The sequence below is a fragment of the Pseudomonas sp. SDO524_S393 genome (genome assembly GCF_054071875.1).
Map to the genome: position 1 here is coordinate 134006 of NZ_JBSVVZ010000003.1, position 17659 is coordinate 151664.

Here is a 17659-nt window from a genome sequence, read left to right on the forward strand (position 1 = left end):
CGGTTCCGCGAAAGCCAAGGCGATCATCGCTTACCGTGAAAGCAATGGCCCGTTCACTGCGGTGGATGAGTTGTTGGAAGTGAAGGGGATCGGCAAGGCATTGCTGGAGAAGAATCGCGAGAGGCTGAAAATCAACTAATACGTATTAGGAGCGCCGGTCATTGACCGGCCTTTTTATCCTCGGGCTCACAAACCTGCGCTTTCAAACTATCACGGACCACGTCCATGATCCGCGCCGCAAGGGCCGGATTTTCGACACTTCGGGCCAGCACCAGCGCTCCAACCAGTGTCGACATCATCAGCAATCCCTGGGCATCGCCCCGTCCATCCGCCAGTGCTGCTTCTATTTGCTTGAGCCTTGCGCCAAGCACTGCATCGGTCGTTGCGCTTTGCTGGCCTCTAAGCCCTAGTTCAGATGACATGGTGGGCTGCGGGCAGCCTTCACCCGGTGAAGTGTGGTGCCATTCCGACAGGTAGCTGTCGATGAACGCTTCCAGTGGCCTTTCTTGGCTGAATAACATCTCGCAATGGGCATCCAACTCGGCAGCTGCGGCCTGCAGCGCCTTTTCCACCAATTCGTCCTTGGAAATGAAATGCGCGTAAAACCCGCCGTGTGTCAGGTTCAGTGCTTTCATCAAGGGCTGTAGCCCTGTGGCACCAATACCATCGCGGCGAAAGCGTACGGAGGCTTCCTTGATGATGCGGTGGTGGGTCTGGGCTTTATGGTCTTGTGAATAACGCATTGGGATGCCTCGGTGACGTGCCGCCTTCTAACGAAGGTGGACCTTTTTAAACATCACGACAAGATCCGTTGAATTGGCATGAAAAGTGATTACGTTTGTTTCAGGTATTGTTCAACAATCGTGAGGCCGTGATGACGCTTAGCATGTCCCTAGCCGACCAGATCGCCCTGGAACTGCGTGCCGACATTATCGGTGGGCGGTTGCTGCCGGGGATGGCATTGGTGGAAGTGGAGTTGGTCAAAGCTTACAACGCGTCGCGCAATACGATTCGCGAGGCGTTGCATCGTTTGGGGCAAGAGGGGCTGACTCGTTATGTGCGCAATAAGGGTGTGATGGTCCGGCGTCTTGAGCGAGCAGAGGTGCGTGATCTATTTGTAGTCCGTCGCACGTTGGAGTTGCAGGCCATCGCCCATAGCGGCCCGCTCACAGAAGACCAGTCCGAACGCATGCAAAACGCCATTGACGCCACCACGCTGGCGCGGGAGCGCGAAGACTGGCGTGCCGTGGCTACTCACAGTCTCGTATTCCACCAGCAGATTGTCGGTTTGATGCGCAGCCCATTGTTCGATGAATTTTTCGCCCAGGTCATTGCTCAATTGCGCCTGGCTTTTTGCGCTGCGCCCGATGAGCAGCGTTTCCAGTCGCCTTGGTTGGAACGTGATCGTGAGATTTACCAACTTTTGGTCCAGCTAGACAAACGCGCAGCAGGGGAGGCGATGAGCCTGTACCTAGATGATTCGGAACACCTGTCGTTGGCCTTGTTCAATCACCCCTGATCGAGGATCCGCATCATGTACAAAGACTATCCGGCCGCTTACCAGGTTAGTAAAGGTTCGGCGTTGCAGGTCGACACGGCGTTTTACGAGCGTGTGCGTGATCGAAAACAGCAACGCACACTGATCGAGCAGTTTGAAGTGCCGACTCGTACGGGCCGGGCGTGGAAGGTACCGGCCGGGCATGTGTTCCGTGTGACTACGCCGGTCGGTCCGCAGGTGGGTGACTTCAACGTGTGGAACGCCAACGACCCACGCGAGCGTTTGTGGGCGGCGCGTACGCGTCAGTTGCAGGGCGCGCATGTCAGCACCCATGACCGCTTGTGGTCGAACCTGCCCTTTCTGCGGCCGTTGGTGACGATCACCGACGACAGCCTGGCCGGTTACGGTATCGATGAGCACGGCGGTCGCCTGCATGACTTGTTGGGTACGCGTTGCGATCCGTATGTGAACCGCATGCTCACTGGCGAGGACTTCCATCACCATTGCCACTCGAACCTGACCCGCGCGGTTTTACCCCACGGTCTGACGGAGTTCGACGTGCATGACGTGCTGAATATTTTCCAGTGCACGGGCCTGAATCATGACGACATGTATTTCATGAAAGCCTGCCCGGCGCAGAAGGGCGATTACCTGGAATTTTTTGCCGAGATTGATTTGCTGTGTGCGTTGTCGACGTGCCCCGGTGGAGATTTGTCGCTGCCGATGTGGGGGCCGGATGCACAGGACCCGCTGACGGTGTGTCGTCCGTTGGGGGTGGAGATTTATAGGTTGGAGGATGCGCTACTGGGCGGCTGGAGTCAGCCGGAACGTGCTGCCTACAAGGGGCAGCACGGGTTGCAGATTGCCAAGGCGGATTGGGAGTAGGGCCGATAAGGGGGCTGCTTCGCAGCCCAGCGCGGGGCAAGCCCGCTCACTACAATAAGTACGTCAATGCGGATTAGCGATCCTGCGCATCCTTGGCATCCGCCTGGGCGTTGCGTTCGGCCACGCGCTTGCGTTGTTCGTCGGTGAGTTCCACTTTGTTGGCGCTGTCACGCAGCATCATCAGTCCACCGACGATCGACCCGATGGCGACCACTAATATCAACCATGCATACCACGGCATAACGCTCTCCTTGAGGCAGATTGCCGTGGGAGAGTTTTCCCACGGTAATAACTGCTTTGAGTGACGGGCTTTCTTACTAGTTCAGTGTAGGCCCGTTCTGCCTCTTAGTAGATCAGAGCCCGGTCAACATCGCATCCGCCGGCGCATCGGCACGGTCTTGCGCGGTCATCTGGAAGTAGGCGAACCCCACCACCATGAAGCCCAGGAAGATCAACCCGATCAGCGCGTTGAACCAGGCCATGGCCACCAGGCACACCACCGCCAGCACCAGCGCAATGCCCGGCACGATGGGGTAACCCGGTGCGCGGAAGGTGCGTTCCAGCAGGGGTTCGGTCTTACGCAGTTTGAACAGGCTAAGCATGCTCATGATGTACATCACGATGGCACCGAATACCGCCATGGTGATCATCGCCGCAGTCAGTGTCATGCCGCCCAGGTTGATCAGGCCGTCGCTGTAGATCGCCGCGATACCCACCACGCCGCCGGCAATGATTGCTCGGTGGGGGGTCTGAAAGCTCGACAATTTGGCGAGGAAAGACGGCAGGTAGCCGGCGCGGGCCAGGGCGAAGAACTGGCGCGAGTAGCCGAGGATGATGCCGTGAAAACTCGCCACGAGGCCGAACAGGCCGATCCACACCAGCATGTGCAACCAGCCGGAGCTGTCGCCGACCACCGTTTTCATGGCTTGTGGCAACGGGTCGTTGATGTTCGACAGGGTGCGCCAATCGCCCACGCCGCCGGCAAAGAACATCACGCCCATGGCCAGGATCACCAGGGTCAGGATGCCGCTGATGTAGGCTTTTGGAATGGTGCGCTTCGGGTCTTTGGCTTCTTCGGCGGCCATGGCCGCGCCTTCGATGGCGAGGAAGAACCAGATGGCGAACGGGATCGCGGCAAACATCCCGGCAATCGCTGGCGCGCCGAATGTGTCGGAACCGGCCCAGCCATTAAGAGCGAAGTTGCTGAAGCTGAAGGCGGGCGCCACCACGCCCATGAACACCAGCAATTCAGCGACGGCAAGCACGCACACCACCAGTTCGAAGGTGGCGGCGAGTTTCACGCCGAGGATATTCAGGCCCATGAACACGATATAGGCACCGACGGCCGCATGTTTCGGGTCCAGCGCTGGAAACTGCACATTCAGGTAAGCGCCGATGGCCAAGGCGATCGCGGGGGGCGCGAAGACGAATTCGATCAATGTCGCGAGCCCGGCGATCAAGCCACCTTTCTCTCCGAAGGCACGGCGGCTGTATGCAAACGGGCCTCCGGCATGAGGAATCGCAGTCGTCAGTTCGGTGAAACTGAAGATGAAGCAGGTGTACATCGCGGCAACCATCAATGAAGTCACCAGGAAGCCCAGGGTCCCGGCGACGCCCCAGCCATAGCTCCAGCCGAAGTACTCCCCGGATATCACCAGCCCGACCGCAATGCCCCATAAGTGCAGGGTGCCCAAGGTGGGTTTGAGTTGTGTGTTCATCGTGTTGCTCTCCCTGAACCGGTTGGAATGATTCAAGGTGTTGCAGCGGACATGCCAGGATGGGAATCATTGTCGTAAAGCGGCGCGATTGTCGCCGGTGCGACGGTTTGGCGTTTGAAATTTCCCAGCGCTGCACCAGATAAGGGCGGTGGTGCTTGAACTGCCGCCATCGCGGGCAAGCCCGGCTCCCACAGTTGATCGCGTTCCAATGGGGGAGCCGGGCTTGCCCGCGATGAGGCCCTTGAATACCCCACACCCCCCTGTAAACCCCGCATAAACCCACTCTTTACGCCGTCTTTACGCCCTGCCTACCCCCTCGCTCTCGTTCCTTTACGCCACTCCTGCCGACAATTGCCCCACACGCGGCACTCGCCGCTAAACGGAGAGACTTCCATGAGCGTTCTGGACGGGGTGTCACTGCTATTGGCCGTGGCGCTGTTCATTTATCTGCTGGTTGCGCTGTTACGCGCGGATCGGAACTAGGAGCGGGCCATGCACAGTTATGACTATTGGCTGATCATTGCCTTTTTTGCGGTGGTGCTGGTGCCGGCACCGTTCCTGGGGCGGTTCTATTACAAGGTGATGGAAGGGCAGCGCACTTGGCTCACGCCGGTCTTCAGCCCTGTCGAACGCGCCTGTTATCGCCTGTCGGGCGTGGACGAGCATCAGGAACAGAGCTGGCAGAAATACATGCTGGCCTTGCTCGCTTTCAACCTCGCGGGCTTTTTGCTGTTGTTCGCGATCCTGTTGTTCCAGGACTATCTGCCACTGAACCCACAGAAATTGCCAGGTCAGGAATGGACCCTGGCCTTCAACACCGCGGTCAGTTTCATGACCAACACCAACTGGCAGTCCTACAGTGGTGAGGCATCCCTGAGCTACCTCAGCCAGATGGCCGGCCTGACCGTGCAGAACTTCGTCAGCGCGGCGACCGGTCTGGCAGTGCTTGTCGCTCTTTGTCGTGGGATCGGTCGCAAATCCACCAAGACATTGGGCAACTTCTGGGTCGACATGACCCGCGCCACCCTCTACGGCCTGCTGCCGTTGTGCCTGGTGCTGGCGTTGTTCCTGGTGTGGCAGGGCGTGCCGCAAACCTTCGCCCATTACGTGGATGCCGTGACCATGCAGGGTGTTGATCAAGTGATCCCCCTGGGCCCGGCCGCCAGCCAGATTGCGATCAAGCAATTGGGCACCAACGGCGGCGGCTTCTTCGGTGTCAACTCGGCGCACCCGTTTGAAGACCCGACTGCCTGGGCCAACCTGTTCGAGTTGGCGGCGATCATCCTGATCCCGGTAGCGCTGGTGTTCACCTTCGGCCACTACGTGAAAGACCTGCGCCAGAGCCGCGCGATTCTCGGCTGCATGCTGGCGTTGTTCATCATCGGCGGCGCGACCTCGCTGTGGGCCGAATACCAGCCCAACCCGACCCTGAGCAATCCGGCCGTGGAGCAAACCGCGCCGCTGGAAGGTAAGGAAGCACGCTTCGGCACTGCCGGTACGGTGCTGTGGTCGGTGACAACGACGGCGGCGTCCAACGGTTCGGTCAACGGCATGCAGGACAGCCTCAACCCCCTCAGCGGCATGGTGGCGCTGGTCAACATGATGGTCGGCGAAGTGATCTTCGGCGGTGTCGGCGCCGGCATGTACGGCATGTTGCTCAATGTGCTGATCGCCGTGTTCCTCGCCGGCCTGATGATCGGCCGCACACCGGAATACTTGGGCAAGAAACTCCAGGCCAAGGAAGTGCAGTTGCTGGTGGTGACCTTGCTGGTGATACCGGTGGGCACCTTGGTGCTGGGTGCCATCGCCGCCAGTTTGCCTGGTCCGGCGGGCGCTATCAGCAACCCCGGTCCCCATGGTTTCAGCCAGTTGCTCTACGCCTACACCTCGGCCAGCGCTAACAACGGTTCGGCGTTCGGCGGCTTCAGTGCCAACACCCCGTTTCACAACCTGATGCTGGGCCTGGGCATGTTGATCGGCCGCTTCGGCTACATCCTGCCAGTACTGGCGCTGGCCGGCAGCCTGGCGATGAAGAAGACCGCTCCGATTGGCCAGAACAGCTTCCCCACTCATGGCCCGCTGTTCGTGACGCTGTTGACTGTGACCATCTTGCTGGTGGGCGGCCTGACGTTCTTGCCGACCCTGGCGCTGGGCCCGATTGCTGAACACCTGAGCATGGGCTTCTGAGGGATATGAAAATGAATATGCCTGCAAAAAACGCAGCTCCAGCCAACACCCAGGAGCCTGCCAAAACCGCCATCTCCGCGCTGTGGCGCCCGGCGCTGGTCCAGGCTTTCGTCAAGCTGGACCTCCGCCAACTGCAACGCTCGCCAGTAATGCTGGTGGTCGAGTTGACCGCCATCCTTACCTCCGTGCTGTGCTTCGTGCCCGACACCGCCGTGCCAACCTATGTCGCCGTGCAGATCGCCGTGTGGCTGTGGTTCACCGTGCTCTTCGCCAACTTCGCCGAAGCCTTGGCCGAAGGGCGTGGCAAGGCGCGTGCCGACAGCCTCAAGGCCGGCAGCGAAGGCTTGAGCGCACGCCGTAAGGAGGCGGATGGCAGCTTCAAGGTCGTGCCGGCCACCAGCCTGCGCAAAGGTGATGTGGTGCGCGTCGCCGCCGGGGAAATGATCCCCGGTGACGGCGAAGTCATCGAAGGGATTGCGGCGGTCAACGAAGCGGCCATTACCGGTGAATCCGCACCGGTGATCCGCGAGTCCGGCGGCGACCGTTCGGCTGTCACCGGCAACACCCGCCTGGTGTCGGACTGGCTGCTGATCCGCATCACCGCCAACCCCGGTGAGTCCACCCTCGACCGCATGATCGCACTGGTGGAAGGCGCCAAACGCCAGAAAACCCCCAACGAAGTCGCGCTGGATATCCTGCTGATCGGCCTGACCCTGATCTTCCTGTTAGTGGTGGTGACCCTGCAGCCGTTCGCCCACTTCGCCAGTGGCAGCTTGCCGCTGGTGTTCCTGGTCGCACTGCTGGTGACGCTGATTCCTACCACGATCGGCGGCTTGCTGTCGGCCATCGGTATCGCTGGCATGGACCGTCTGGTGCGCCTCAATGTCATCGCCAAGTCCGGCCGTGCCGTGGAAGCGGCGGGGGACGTGCATGTGTTGCTGCTGGACAAGACCGGCACCATCACCTTCGGCAACCGTCGGTGTGCGGCAGTGGTCGCGGCGCCTGGCGTCAGCGGCAAGGAAGTCGCCGAAGGCGCGTTGTTTGCTTCCCTGGCGGATGACACGGCGGAAGGTAAATCCATCGTCGAATACCTGCGTGCCTTGCACCCGCAGGCCGAGCCGACCGCGGACGAGCTGACGGCCGTGCCGTTCAGTGCCGAAACCCGTTTGTCCGGTGTGGATTATCAGGGCCGCGTATTCCGCAAAGGCGCGGTGGATTCGCTGCTGGCGTTCATCGGTCAGCAGCGTCGCGACTTGCAGCCTGCACTGTCGCGGGAAATCGACAAGATTGCCCAAAGCGGTGGAACGCCGTTGCTGGTGTGTGCCGACGGCAAGTTGCTCGGCGCGATTCACCTTAAGGACGTGGTCAAGCCCGGTATCCGCGAGCGTTTCGCCGAGCTGCGCAAACTGGGCATCCGCACCGTGATGGTCACCGGCGACAACCCGCTGACTGCTGCCGCGATTGCCGCCGAAGCCGGTGTGGACGATGTGCTGGCCGAAGCCACGCCGGAGAAAAAACTCGCCCGCATTCGTCATGAGCAGAACGACGGTCGCCTGGTGGCGATGTGCGGCGACGGCGCCAACGACGCCCCGGCGCTGGCCCAGGCGGACGTCGGCATGGCGATGAACGATGGCACCCAGGCCGCTCGCGAAGCCGCCAACATGGTCGACCTCGACAGCGACCCGACCAAGCTGCTGGACGTGGTGCAGATCGGCAAAGAGTTGCTGGTGACCCGTGGTGCGCTGACCACCTTTTCCATCGCCAACGACGTGGCCAAGTACTTCGCGATCCTGCCGGCACTGTTCGCCTCGATCTACCCGCAACTGGGCGTGCTCAACGTGATGCACTTGCAGAGCCCGCAGAGCGCGATCCTCTCGGCCATCGTGTTCAACGCGCTGATCATCGTGGTGCTGATTCCGCTGGCGCTGCGCGGTGTGCGCGTCCAAGCGGCGAGTGCGGCGGCATTGCTGCGACGCAACCTGCTGATCTACGGGCTGGGCGGGATCCTGGTGCCGTTCGTGGGCATCAAGGCGATCGACATGCTGCTGACTGCGCTGCACCTGGTGTAACCCGAGCCGCTGTCTGTAGCGAGCGGGCCTGCCCGCGCCGGGCCGCACAGCAGCCCCCTGCAATCACAGCGGTACGCTCTACGAATCGAGGAGTTCAAAATGTCCAACATGATCCGCCCGGCCCTGAGCCTGCTGGTGCTCATGACGTTGATCACCGGTGTCGCCTATCCATTGGTGGTAACCGGCGTGTCACAAGTTGCGTTCCCGGACCAGGCCAACGGCAGCCTGGTGCGCGACGCCAGTGGCAAGGTGCGTGGTTCCAGCCTGATCGCCCAGGATTTCAGCGGCGACAACTGGTTTCACCCGCGCCCATCGGCCGGCGCCTTTGCGACGGTTTCCAGCAGCGCCAGTAACCTGGGCCCCAGTAACCCGGCGCTGGCGACGCGCATCTTCGATGATGCGAGCAAACAGGCGGTGGCTGGCCAGGGGCCGGTGCCTTTGGCGTCGTTGACTACCTCTGGCAGCGGTCTTGATCCACACTTGCCACCAGCGGCCGTTGCCTATCAACTGGCGCGGGTGGCGGCGGCGCGGAATGTGCCGGTGTCGACCTTGCAACGGTTGCTGGATGAGCACATCGAAAGCCCGTTGGTGGGCCCGCCGGTGGTGAATGTGCTGGCGCTGAACATGGCGCTGGAAAAGTTGTAGGCAATGCTGGCGCCATCGCAGGCAAGCCAGCTCCCACAGGGGAATGCGTTCCCTTGTGGGAGCGGCGGTGCGACTTGCCCGCGATTGGGGCCTGAAGTGCACCCGATAAATACCTGAAGGAACCCCGCGCATGAGCGACTCCGGCCGCGCCGATGCCCTGTTAGCCGATCTGCCCCGGGACGGCCGTGGCCGGCTCAAAGTCTTCCTCGGCGCCGCGCCGGGCGTGGGCAAGACCTACGCCATGCTTCAGGCCGCGCACACCCAACTGCGCCAGGGCGTGAAGCTGATCGCAGGCGTGGTCGAAACCCATGGCCGCGCCGAAACCGAAGCCCTGCTTGGCGGCCTGCCGCAACAACCGCTGCTGCGCCGCGAATACCGGGGCGTGATGCTCGAAGAGATGGACCTCGACGGCTTGCTCGCCGCCAGGCCCAAACTGGTGCTGGTGGACGAGCTGGCCCACAGCAACGCCCCCGGCAGCCGTCATGAAAAACGCTGGCAGGACATTCAGGAACTGCTCGCCGCCGGCATCAACGTGTTCACCACGGTCAATGTCCAGCACCTGGAAAGCCTCAATGACCAGGTGCGCGGCATCACCGGTGTGCAAGTGCGCGAAACTCTGCCGGACTGGGTGCTGCAAGAGGCCGATGAACTGTTGCTGATCGACTTGCCATCCCGCGAGCTGTTGGAGCGCCTGCGCGAGGGCAAGGTGTACGTGCCGGAACAGGCGCGGGCGGCCATCGAGGCGTTCTTCACCCAGACCAACCTGATGGCGCTGCGTGAACTGGCCATGCAGACCGCCGCCGCCCATGTCGACGACGACCTGGCCCAGGGGTATCGACAACTCGGCCAGGCGGCGCCGGCGGTACGCGGTCGCTTGCTGGTGGGGGTGGACGGTGATGCGCAGGCCGAGCGCCTGGTGCGTCATGCCAGCCGTGTGGCTCAGCGTCGACACCTGCCCTGGAGCCTGGTGCATATCGACAACGGTCGCGCGCGGGATGAGCAATCGCGTCTGCGCCTGCAAAACGCTCAGCAACTGGCCGAGCGTTTGGGAGGGGAAGTGGTGCTGCTGCGTGCGGGGGAGGTGGCCAAGACCCTCATCCAGCATGCCGCTGAACGTCGTGCCAGCCTGGTGCTGGTGGGGCAGTCGCGGATGCGCTGGCGCCGTCGGTTGTTCGGCGGCGGTCTGGCCGCGCGCTTGTTGCGCAACGCGCGTGGCCTGGAAATCAATGTGCTCGACAGTGATGACGTGCCAGCACCGCCGCGCTTGCCGGATGTGCGTGGGCTGGTGTGGTTCGATTACGCCCTGGCGGTAGTCGCTACTCTGGTGGCCGCCGCCGTGGCGTGGGGCGTGTCCAGTGCATTGCCACTGCCGAATATCTCCCTGGTGTTTCTGGCGGCGGTCTTGCTGGTGGCGGTGCGCAGCAGCCTGGGGCCGTCGCTGGTGTGCGCGGCGCTGTCCTTCCTGACCTACGACTTCCTGTTTATCCCGCCGAACTTTTCCTTCGCCATCCAGCGTGAAGAAGACGTGCTGACCCTGCTGTTCTTCCTGCTGATGGCTGCACTCACCGGCAACCTCGCCGCGCGTCAACGTCGCCAGTTGCAAGCGTTGCGCGATACCCAGGAAGAAACCAGCGAACTGCTCGACCTGTCGCGCAAACTCACCGCGGCGACCGACCGGCAAGCGGTGATCAGCGCGGCGGCGCATCATCTGGAAGGCTGGAGCGACCTGGAGCTTTGCCTGGTCGACCGTGACGGCCAGGGCGGCTGGAAAGTCGAGACGGGTGGCCCGTTGAGCCTGACCGAAGCCGAACGCGCCGCTGCCGATTGGGCCTGGCAGCATGACCAACCGGCCGGTATGGGCACCGGTACTCTGCCGTTCGGGCGCTGGTGGTGGTGGCCGTTGTCGGGGGAAGAGGGACCGTTGGGGCTTCTGGGCGTGAGCGCCAAGCCCGGCATGGAATTGAGCGGCCAGCGCCGGCGCTTGCTCACAGCCTTGAGTCAGCCGCTGGCGCAGGCGTTGGCGCGTGCGCAGTTGGCGCAAGAGTTGGAGTCCGCGCGTTTGCATGGTGAAACCGAGCAACTGCGCAGCGCCTTGCTGGCTTCGGTTTCCCATGATTTGCGCACGCCGCTGACGGCCATGCGCGGCAGCATCGACAGTCTGCTGGCGTTGGGTGAGGCGATCCCGCTGGAGGACCGCCGCGAACTGCTGGAAGGTACCCGCGATGAGGCCGAGCGCCTGGATCGCTACATCCAGAACCTGCTGGATATGACACGCCTGGGCCATGGAGCGCTGAAGCTTGCGCGGGACTGGGTGTCGCCGGGCGACATCGTCGGCAGCGCGTTGGGCCGTTTGCGCGCGGTGCTGGCGCCGTTGCAGGTCAGCACGCAGTTGCCGCCTGAATTGCCATTGTTGTACGTGCATGCCGCCTTGATCGAGCAGGCGCTGGTCAATGTGCTGGAAAACGCTGCACGCTTTTCGCCACCCCAGGGGCGATTGCTGTTGAGTGCCGGAGTGTCGGACAACCAGCTGTTCTTCGCCGTGGCCGATGAAGGCCCGGGCATTCCGGAAGACGAGCGCGCGAAGATTTTCGACATGTTCTACACCGCCGCGCGAGGCGATCGCGGCGGGCAGGGCACGGGCCTCGGCCTGGCGATCTGCCAGGGCATGGTCGGCGCCCATGGTGGACACATCAGCGTGACCGATGGCCTTGACGGACGTGGCACCTGTATCACCTTGTTCCTGCCGTTGCCGACACAGCCTGGCCTGGAGCGCGAGGCATGAGCTACCCTGTTTTCTTCACGGATTTTGATTAAACACCATGAGCCAGACCGCAACGATTTTGGTCATCGATGATGAACCGCAGATCCGCAAATTCCTGCGCATCAGCCTGGCTTCCCAGGGCTACAAAGTGATCGAGGCGGGCACCGGTAACGAGGGCCTGGCCCAGGCGGCGTTGAACAAGCCGGATTTGCTGGTGCTTGACCTCGGGCTGCCGGATATGGACGGCCAGCAGGTACTGCGCGAGTTTCGCGAATGGTCGACGGTGCCGGTGCTGGTGCTGTCGGTGCGCGCCAGCGAAGGGCAGAAAGTCGAGGCCCTCGACGGTGGGGCCAATGACTACGTGACCAAGCCTTTTGGTATCCAGGAATTCCTGGCCCGGGTGCGCGCATTGCTGCGCCAGGCGCCGGCGGGGGAGGCCCAGGAAGCTGCGTTGCGTTTCGGCCCGTTGACGGTGGACCTGGCGTATCGCCGTGTGCTGCTGGACGGTGCCGAAGTGGCCCTGACCCGCAAGGAATATGCGGTGCTGGCGCAATTGGCGCGGCATCCGGGACGGGTGATCACCCAGCAGCAACTGCTCAAGGATATCTGGGGGCCGACCCATACCGAGGACAGTCACTACCTGCGCATTGTCGTGGGCCACCTGCGGCAGAAACTGGCAGATGATCCGACCCAGCCGCGGTTCATCGTGACCGAGGCGGGAGTGGGGTATCGGTTGTTGAATGCTTAGAGTGTAGGCGTCTGGCCGGGCCTCTTCGCGGGCTTGCCCGCGAAGAGGCCATCAGCAACACCCTCTATCTCAGCGCTGCTCACTCTCATACCGATCCAGCGTATCGCTGGCAATCTCCCGGCCCAGCGCGATCAACTCCGGCGCCTTGTAGAACTCGAAAAACCGGCACACCCGCTTCGGCACGTTGATCAGTACGTCCGGCGGGTAACCCGCGATCTTGTACTGCGCGAGCGAGGTCTGCATCACTTCGAAGCTCTGGTTGATCAGGTCAAGCAATGACGCCGGGCCGACGTTATCGATAATGAAAGAGCCGGTGGCCGACTTTGGCGCGCCTTCCGTTTCCGGTGCTGCGGCAGGTTGCTGGGATTCAGGTTCGGCCGACTCCAGCCACGGGTTGATCTCCGCCGCTTCGGCCTGCAAGGCTTCCTGTTCGAGCTTCAATAGCTGCTCGGCCTGCTTGCGGCGGAAGGGCAAGTGTGAACCCAGGGATTTCGCCAGGCTGTTGAAGCGACTCTTGAACGCTGGCGGGCGTTGGATCACCGGCAACCGGTAGTGTTTCTGGTTGGTGGCATTGAGGTTGACCGCGATGATCAGGTCACAATGGCTCGACACCACCGGCACGATCGGCAACGGGTTGAGCAAGCCGCCGTCCACCAGCATGCGGTTGCCTTGCATCACCGGAGTGAACAAGCTGGGAATCGCCGCCGAGGCGCGCATGGCCTGGTGCAGGCAGCCTTCCTGAAACCAGATTTCCTGCTGGTTGGTGAGGTCGGTGGCCACTGCCGTATAAGGAATGCGCAGTTCCTCGATATTGATCTCGCCGACGATCTTGCGGATTTGCCCGAAGACTTTTTCACCTCTGATCGCCCCGAGGCGAAAACTCACGTCCACCAGGCGCAGAACGTCGAGGTAGTCGAGGCTTTCGATCCAGTTGCGGTAGTCATCGAGCTTGCCGGCGGCATAGATCCCGCCCACCACCGCGCCCATGGAACAGCCGGCGATACAGGCGATGTCGTAGCCCCGCCGCTCGATTTCCTCGATCACCCCGATGTGGGCGTAACCGCGCGCGCCACCGGAGCCCAGCACCAAGGCAACACGTTTTTTCATGGTCGATGTCCTCCCCCCCAGGCCAGTGCCCACAATGCACCCATTGGGTGGGCGGATTCAATCTTCGTGGGCCTGCCATTTTTTTCCAGAATAGCCGCCGCGCTCAGGTATGCTTTGGCGATAGGCGAGTTTGATTTCAGGCTGACTGACAAGGCACTTTTCCTTGTAGGCAACGTCTACACCGTACGACTGTTTTTCTTTACCTTGAGGTGTCATCGATGAAAGCCTGGATGTGTGTGCCTGTGATCATGTTGGCCTTGGCCGGTTGCGCCGGGAAAACCGCCTACCGCGACAGCTGTGGTACACAACTGGACGCGGCGTGGCATGAACTGGACCTGGCCAAGGCCGAAGGGTTTGCCGGAACTGTCAGCTACTCCAAGGCCCTGTCGCTGTTGACCGGCGCCAAGACCCAGCAGCAGTTCGAGGCGTTTGAAGGCTGTTCCAACAAGGCCGAGAAAGCGCGGTTCTATATCCGTGAGTCGCGCGCCGGGCGTTGATCCGTAGCGCCGTCAGGATTATTCATTGGAAAGTGAGGGCAGGATGTCAGCATTGGTCGATCAGTTAGTCGCTCAGGTCATTGGCCTGGAAGTAGGGTTACTGAGTTGCCAGGCGCGCCTCGCTGCCGTCACCGACGATGAAGCTCTGCATGACCTGCGCACCACCGTGCGCCGCCTGCGCAGCTTGTTGCGTCCTTTGCGCGGGTTGCCGGGGGTGGAACAGCTGGAAGTGGCGGCCAGTGCGGTCGGCCAACTGACCACGCCGCTGCGCGATCGCGAAGTTCTGGCAGCGTATTTGCACCGCCAGGGTTACCACGCGGCTGCAGATCGGCGCCTGCGCCTGCAACCCGAGGCCTATCGGCAGGTGGCGCAGAGCCAGGCGCTTTCGCACCTGTTGTTGATCATCGATGCGTTCCCGCGCTTCATTCGGGCTTCCGAGCACCAGAAGTTGCTCAAGGGCCTGCGCCCGCGCATCGAGAAGCGCCTGACCAAACAATGGAAGACCCTCGGTGAGGCCCTGCAAGACCCCGATCATGATCGCCACCGCCTGCGTTTGTTGATCAAGCGCGTACGCTACGCCGCCGAAGCCTACCCTGAACTGGACAAGCTGCCGGCCAAGGCCGTTTCCCGTCTCAAAGGCGCTCAGGCTGCTCTGGGGGATTGGCATGATTGCTGGCAGTGGTTGGCCCAGGCCGGGCACCAAGCGGATTTGCAGCCCTGCGTTGCGGTGTGGCACCGCACTATGGCCAAGGCGCAGGTCGAGGCGGATCGGGTACTCGACAAACTCAGCGCCGATTGTTTCTAGACGGGTCCGGCTTTTGGCCGGAATGGGCGCTGCACCTTCCTGGCATGATGGCTAAGATCCTCTCATCGGATGCTTGATGTGAGATCGCCATGCGCTTTAGTGAACTGCTCGACGCTGCCCGCCGCAACCCGTTGGACGTCACCATCCCCGCAGAATGGGGCCAGGGTCGCGCGACCTTTGGCGGCCTGGTCGCCGCCTTGCAATACGAAGCCCTGCGCGCCCAGGTACCGGCTGACCGGCCATTGCGCTCGCTGGCCGTCACCTTCGTGGGACCGGTGACGCCCGATGTGCCTGCCAGTTATCAAGTGGAAGTGTTGCGCGAGGGCAAGGCTGTGAGCCAGTTACTGGGCCGGGTCGTGCAGAACGGGGAAGTGGCGACCTTGGTGCAAGCCAGTTTCGGCTCGGCCCGAGAGTCGCAGATCGACGTGGCGAGCGAGCCAGCGCCGGTGTTCAAGCATTGGGATGAGTGCCAGGAACTGCCCTATATCAAGGGCGTTACCCCTGAGTTCATGAAGCATGTGGCGATGCGCTGGAGTGTCGGCGGCATGCCGTTCAGCGGTAACACATCCCGCGATATGGGCGGCTGGGTTCGTTTGCGTGGAGATGTGCAGGAAGCGACGCTGACCGAGTCCTATCTCCTCGCACTGGTCGATGCCTGGCCACCGGCGTTGCTCCCGCATCTGAAGAAGCCCGCACCCGGCAGCACCCTGACCTGGACCATCGAATTCCTCCAGCCGTTGCAGGCCCTGACCACTCTCGACTGGTGTCAGTACTACGCCCATATCGAACACGCCCGCGACGGCTACGGCCATGTCGCCGCTGCCTTGTGGAGTCCGACGGGCGACTTGATTGCCATCAGCCGCCAGACGGTCGTGGTGTTTGCCTGACCCTCAGCGTCGACGGTGACGCTGCCGCCAGGCCCGCCACCAGCCACCGGTCAGCACAAAGCGCGGAAACGTCACGAACTGTTCCACCACCAGACGTTGGATGGCGTCCGCGCGATCACTGAATGGCTCACTGGCCTCGGCCTCAAGGCCATGACCATGACGCTGCAAGGCCAGGCCGGCCAGGATGCCGACCACGCCAACAGCGAAACTGGCCAGGCTCAGGCTGAACACGCCCGACACAATCAACAGAAACCCAATGATGAACAGCGGCACGGCGATCAGGTGCAACGCCAGGTTGGTCGGGTGTTGGTGGTTCTGCGGGTAGTTACGCCATTGCCAGGCGGGGAGATTGGGATGACGTTTGCCCATGGTGGTGGATCCTCTGTCCGTTGAAAACGATATGGAGAGAGTTTAGGTGGGGTTGGGTGGAGGGGCGAATTGGGGCTGGCTATGGGGGGCATAGAAGGTGATTTTGCTTAATCATCCTCAAGCCCAAATGACACAGTCGTGGTCATCCACATGATGGCCTGTCTGACCAATCATGGTCGTCTGGTTCGGGGCAGTTTATATAAACGGATGGGCCGTCCATTGATAGCCACTTTACTTTGAATTCAATAGAGGCATTTTTTGATGTTGCGCTGAAAAGATAATGTCCATTTTCTTGCATTATTTTTGCTGTGAAAACCTCTCGTCGTGGAAGGTTGATTATCTGCAAGCTATTTATTTCATGGCAGGTTAGCCCAATCCTGCAGGTGTTGTATCCCTTGTTCTCCCATTTTTCAGGTAAAAAGTCCGGGAAGTCTGGTATATCAAACCCGATGCTGAGAGATGATTGATCGTTTTTTATCTCCAGCGAATGTATATAAATTTTTCCAATTTCAATAGGCGTACTGAATAATTTATTGAAGAAAATAGTTTCATCGAGGTCATTCCAATATTTCATTTTTTGTCCTTGAATAAATAGTGCTCTCTCGCCCCGGGAACTTTGCCGGTTCGCGGCGTATCAATTGGGCGTAGGTTGAAGTGAGCTCCCTGATCGCCTGCATTGTTCTGATCGCCAAATTTATGCCCGGCTGAATGGTCTTGTATTAATACTTTAGAGCCATCGGCTCTCGTAAATTGGTAGACCCGCGTGCGAATCGGTTTTCCTGAACTGTCTAAAATTGCTTTTTCATTTATATCCGACATTTTTATCGTCATGTATTGTTTTTTTATGCCAGAGTGCGCGTTTGTGAAGACATCAGGTTGTTGCGACATAGGTATGTTGGCATCTCTTTTTGCCTCGCGGAATGCCCCCTTACGAGACACATCAGGAATATCGGGTTCAGCGTTTGCAGCACAAAGTGGGTTTTGCTTTCCTTGGCCCGGACAATTGGCACTTAACCCTAACGGATCCACCCACCCCGTAGGATTGGGCACGTACCGGTAGGTATTGATCCCACCCGCCAACTTCACCGGATCCGGCGTCAGGTAGCGTCCCAGATCCGGATTGTAGTAGCGATGCCGGTTGTAGTGCAGCCCGCTTTCCTGATCGAAGTACTGCCCCTGAAAGCGCAACGGGTTGTCGATTTTTCCCGCGTCGAGTCGGGCGATTTCACCGTAGGCGCGGTAGTGTGCGGACCACACGATTTCGCCGGTGGGGGCGGTGAGTTCCTGGGGTGTACCCAGGTGGTCGAGTTGGTAGTGGTAGGGTTTTGTGTCTTTGGGCCCGAAGCCTTCCAGCAGGGCGAGCGGACGAAAACTATCCGGCTCATACAGATAACTGCGATGCCGATCCTTGTGATGCTCGGCAATCAACTTGTTGCCTTGCCAAAAAAACTCCGTGGTAACGCCGTCGACGGTTTTGCTGATG

The 17659-nt window shown here is 60.9% G+C and carries 19 protein-coding genes and 1 pseudogene; 12 read left to right on the forward strand and 8 right to left on the reverse strand.

Annotation, left to right across the window (positions count from 1 at the left end; translation table 11 throughout):
* Nucleotide 1: 1 nt before the first annotated feature.
* Nucleotides 2-139 (forward strand): annotated as a pseudogene (locus ACW9IB_RS02970) (ComEA family DNA-binding protein); the annotation flags it as partial.
* A 19-nt stretch (nt 140-158) separates the two neighbouring features.
* Here ACW9IB_RS02970 and ACW9IB_RS02975 read toward each other — a convergent pair.
* Entirely contained in the window at nt 159-743 is a 585-nt protein-coding gene (locus tag ACW9IB_RS02975) for a TetR/AcrR family transcriptional regulator (protein ID WP_457412246.1), read from the reverse strand.
* A gap of 131 nt (nt 744-874) precedes the next feature.
* Between ACW9IB_RS02975 and ACW9IB_RS02980 the strand changes: the two genes are divergently transcribed.
* Together ACW9IB_RS02980 and ACW9IB_RS02985 are read left to right on the forward strand one after the other, a co-directional pair.
* Nucleotides 875-1519, forward strand: a complete 645-nt coding sequence (locus tag ACW9IB_RS02980; protein WP_457412275.1) for a GntR family transcriptional regulator — start codon at nt 875-877, stop codon at nt 1517-1519.
* 15 nt (nt 1520-1534) lie between these two features.
* On the forward strand, nt 1535-2383 hold the full coding sequence (locus ACW9IB_RS02985; protein ID WP_457412249.1) for an urea carboxylase-associated family protein: 849 nt from the start codon (nt 1535-1537) through the stop codon (nt 2381-2383).
* 73 nt (nt 2384-2456) lie between these two features.
* On the opposite strand, the gene ACW9IB_RS02990 is transcribed toward ACW9IB_RS02985, so the two are convergent.
* Entirely contained in the window at nt 2457-2624 is a 168-nt protein-coding gene (locus tag ACW9IB_RS02990; RefSeq protein ID WP_012722955.1) for a DUF2897 family protein, read from the reverse strand.
* A 112-nt stretch (nt 2625-2736) separates the two neighbouring features.
* On the reverse strand, nt 2737-4101 hold the full coding sequence (eat, locus tag ACW9IB_RS02995; RefSeq protein WP_457412251.1) for an ethanolamine permease: 1365 nt from the start codon (nt 4099-4101) through the stop codon (nt 2737-2739).
* 393 nt (nt 4102-4494) lie between these two features.
* Between eat and kdpF the strand changes: the two genes are divergently transcribed.
* The 6 genes from kdpF (at nt 4495) to ACW9IB_RS03025 (ending at nt 12511) form a co-directional block, all read left to right on the forward strand.
* Entirely contained in the window at nt 4495-4584 is a 90-nt protein-coding gene (gene kdpF, locus ACW9IB_RS03000) for a K(+)-transporting ATPase subunit F (RefSeq protein WP_003218754.1), read from the forward strand.
* Between the two features lie 9 nt (nt 4585-4593).
* Complete coding sequence (kdpA, locus tag ACW9IB_RS03005; protein ID WP_457412254.1) at nt 4594-6288, forward strand: potassium-transporting ATPase subunit KdpA; 1695 nt, start codon at nt 4594-4596, stop codon at nt 6286-6288.
* Nucleotides 6289-6299: 11 nt separating this feature from the next.
* The gene (gene kdpB / locus ACW9IB_RS03010; protein WP_457412256.1) at nt 6300-8357 is read left to right on the forward strand and encodes a potassium-transporting ATPase subunit KdpB; all 2058 of its coding nucleotides are present in this window, start codon (nt 6300-6302) and stop codon (nt 8355-8357) included.
* A 99-nt stretch (nt 8358-8456) separates the two neighbouring features.
* Nucleotides 8457-9002, forward strand: coding sequence for a potassium-transporting ATPase subunit KdpC (gene kdpC / locus ACW9IB_RS03015; RefSeq protein ID WP_457364497.1), 546 nt, complete (start codon nt 8457-8459; stop codon nt 9000-9002).
* Between the two features lie 130 nt (nt 9003-9132).
* On the forward strand, nt 9133-11784 hold the full coding sequence (locus ACW9IB_RS03020) for a DUF4118 domain-containing protein (RefSeq protein WP_457364496.1): 2652 nt from the start codon (nt 9133-9135) through the stop codon (nt 11782-11784).
* Between the two features lie 37 nt (nt 11785-11821).
* Nucleotides 11822-12511, forward strand: coding sequence for a response regulator (locus ACW9IB_RS03025; RefSeq protein WP_457412258.1), 690 nt, complete (start codon nt 11822-11824; stop codon nt 12509-12511).
* Nucleotides 12512-12580: 69 nt separating this feature from the next.
* Here the strand turns inward: ACW9IB_RS03025 and ACW9IB_RS03030 are convergent, their stop codons facing one another.
* Nucleotides 12581-13618, reverse strand: a complete 1038-nt coding sequence (locus tag ACW9IB_RS03030) for a patatin-like phospholipase family protein (RefSeq protein WP_457364494.1) — start codon at nt 13616-13618, stop codon at nt 12581-12583.
* A gap of 57 nt (nt 13619-13675) precedes the next feature.
* Entirely contained in the window at nt 13676-13834 is a 159-nt protein-coding gene (locus ACW9IB_RS03035) for a hypothetical protein (protein ID WP_457364493.1), read from the reverse strand.
* A gap of 2 nt (nt 13835-13836) precedes the next feature.
* On the opposite strand from ACW9IB_RS03035, the gene ACW9IB_RS03040 reads away from it, so the two are divergent.
* The 3 genes from ACW9IB_RS03040 (at nt 13837) to ACW9IB_RS03050 (ending at nt 15807) form a co-directional block, all read left to right on the forward strand.
* Nucleotides 13837-14115, forward strand: coding sequence for a hypothetical protein (locus tag ACW9IB_RS03040; protein ID WP_058412909.1), 279 nt, complete (start codon nt 13837-13839; stop codon nt 14113-14115).
* Nucleotides 14116-14158: 43 nt separating this feature from the next.
* On the forward strand, nt 14159-14920 hold the full coding sequence (locus ACW9IB_RS03045; protein WP_457412260.1) for a CHAD domain-containing protein: 762 nt from the start codon (nt 14159-14161) through the stop codon (nt 14918-14920).
* An 89-nt stretch (nt 14921-15009) separates the two neighbouring features.
* Nucleotides 15010-15807, forward strand: a complete 798-nt coding sequence (locus ACW9IB_RS03050) for an acyl-CoA thioesterase (RefSeq protein WP_457412261.1) — start codon at nt 15010-15012, stop codon at nt 15805-15807.
* 3 nt (nt 15808-15810) lie between these two features.
* Here the strand turns inward: ACW9IB_RS03050 and ACW9IB_RS03055 are convergent, their stop codons facing one another.
* The 3 genes from ACW9IB_RS03055 to ACW9IB_RS03065 all read right to left on the reverse strand — a co-directional run.
* Nucleotides 15811-16176 (reverse strand): terminase, encoded by a 366-nt coding sequence (locus ACW9IB_RS03055; RefSeq protein ID WP_457412262.1) that lies wholly within the window; start codon nt 16174-16176, stop codon nt 15811-15813.
* A 142-nt stretch (nt 16177-16318) separates the two neighbouring features.
* The gene (locus tag ACW9IB_RS03060) at nt 16319-16750 is read right to left on the reverse strand and encodes an Imm50 family immunity protein (RefSeq protein ID WP_457412265.1); all 432 of its coding nucleotides are present in this window, start codon (nt 16748-16750) and stop codon (nt 16319-16321) included.
* Nucleotides 16747-17659: RHS repeat-associated core domain-containing protein (locus ACW9IB_RS03065; RefSeq protein WP_457412267.1), on the reverse strand; the 913-nt coding region annotated here is incomplete at its 5' end. The genes ACW9IB_RS03060 and ACW9IB_RS03065, both read right to left, overlap by 4 nt.

What these genes read in the sequence shown, in the direction of transcription:
- ACW9IB_RS03060 (WP_457412265.1), bottom strand. Translation starts at nt 16,750, where the DNA reads ATGAAATATTGGAATGACCTCGATGAAACTATTTTCTTCAATAAATTA.
- ACW9IB_RS03050 (WP_457412261.1), top strand. Translation starts at nt 15,010, where the DNA reads ATGCGCTTTAGTGAACTGCTCGACGCTGCCCGCCGCAACCCGTTGGAC.
- kdpC (WP_457364497.1), top strand. Translation starts at nt 8,457, where the DNA reads ATGTCCAACATGATCCGCCCGGCCCTGAGCCTGCTGGTGCTCATGACG.
- ACW9IB_RS02985 (WP_457412249.1), top strand. Translation starts at nt 1,535, where the DNA reads ATGTACAAAGACTATCCGGCCGCTTACCAGGTTAGTAAAGGTTCGGCG.
- ACW9IB_RS03045 (WP_457412260.1), top strand. Translation starts at nt 14,159, where the DNA reads ATGTCAGCATTGGTCGATCAGTTAGTCGCTCAGGTCATTGGCCTGGAA.
- kdpF (WP_003218754.1), top strand. Translation starts at nt 4,495, where the DNA reads ATGAGCGTTCTGGACGGGGTGTCACTGCTATTGGCCGTGGCGCTGTTC.
- ACW9IB_RS03025 (WP_457412258.1), top strand. Translation starts at nt 11,822, where the DNA reads ATGAGCCAGACCGCAACGATTTTGGTCATCGATGATGAACCGCAGATC.
- ACW9IB_RS02980 (WP_457412275.1), top strand. Translation starts at nt 875, where the DNA reads ATGACGCTTAGCATGTCCCTAGCCGACCAGATCGCCCTGGAACTGCGT.
- ACW9IB_RS03030 (WP_457364494.1), bottom strand. Translation starts at nt 13,618, where the DNA reads ATGAAAAAACGTGTTGCCTTGGTGCTGGGCTCCGGTGGCGCGCGCGGT.
- ACW9IB_RS03055 (WP_457412262.1), bottom strand. Translation starts at nt 16,176, where the DNA reads ATGGGCAAACGTCATCCCAATCTCCCCGCCTGGCAATGGCGTAACTAC.
- ACW9IB_RS03020 (WP_457364496.1), top strand. Translation starts at nt 9,133, where the DNA reads ATGAGCGACTCCGGCCGCGCCGATGCCCTGTTAGCCGATCTGCCCCGG.
- ACW9IB_RS02990 (WP_012722955.1), bottom strand. Translation starts at nt 2,624, where the DNA reads ATGCCGTGGTATGCATGGTTGATATTAGTGGTCGCCATCGGGTCGATC.
- ACW9IB_RS02975 (WP_457412246.1), bottom strand. Translation starts at nt 743, where the DNA reads ATGCGTTATTCACAAGACCATAAAGCCCAGACCCACCACCGCATCATC.
- ACW9IB_RS03035 (WP_457364493.1), bottom strand. Translation starts at nt 13,834, where the DNA reads ATGACACCTCAAGGTAAAGAAAAACAGTCGTACGGTGTAGACGTTGCC.
- kdpB (WP_457412256.1), top strand. Translation starts at nt 6,300, where the DNA reads ATGAATATGCCTGCAAAAAACGCAGCTCCAGCCAACACCCAGGAGCCT.
- ACW9IB_RS03040 (WP_058412909.1), top strand. Translation starts at nt 13,837, where the DNA reads ATGAAAGCCTGGATGTGTGTGCCTGTGATCATGTTGGCCTTGGCCGGT.
- kdpA (WP_457412254.1), top strand. Translation starts at nt 4,594, where the DNA reads ATGCACAGTTATGACTATTGGCTGATCATTGCCTTTTTTGCGGTGGTG.
- eat (WP_457412251.1), bottom strand. Translation starts at nt 4,101, where the DNA reads ATGAACACACAACTCAAACCCACCTTGGGCACCCTGCACTTATGGGGC.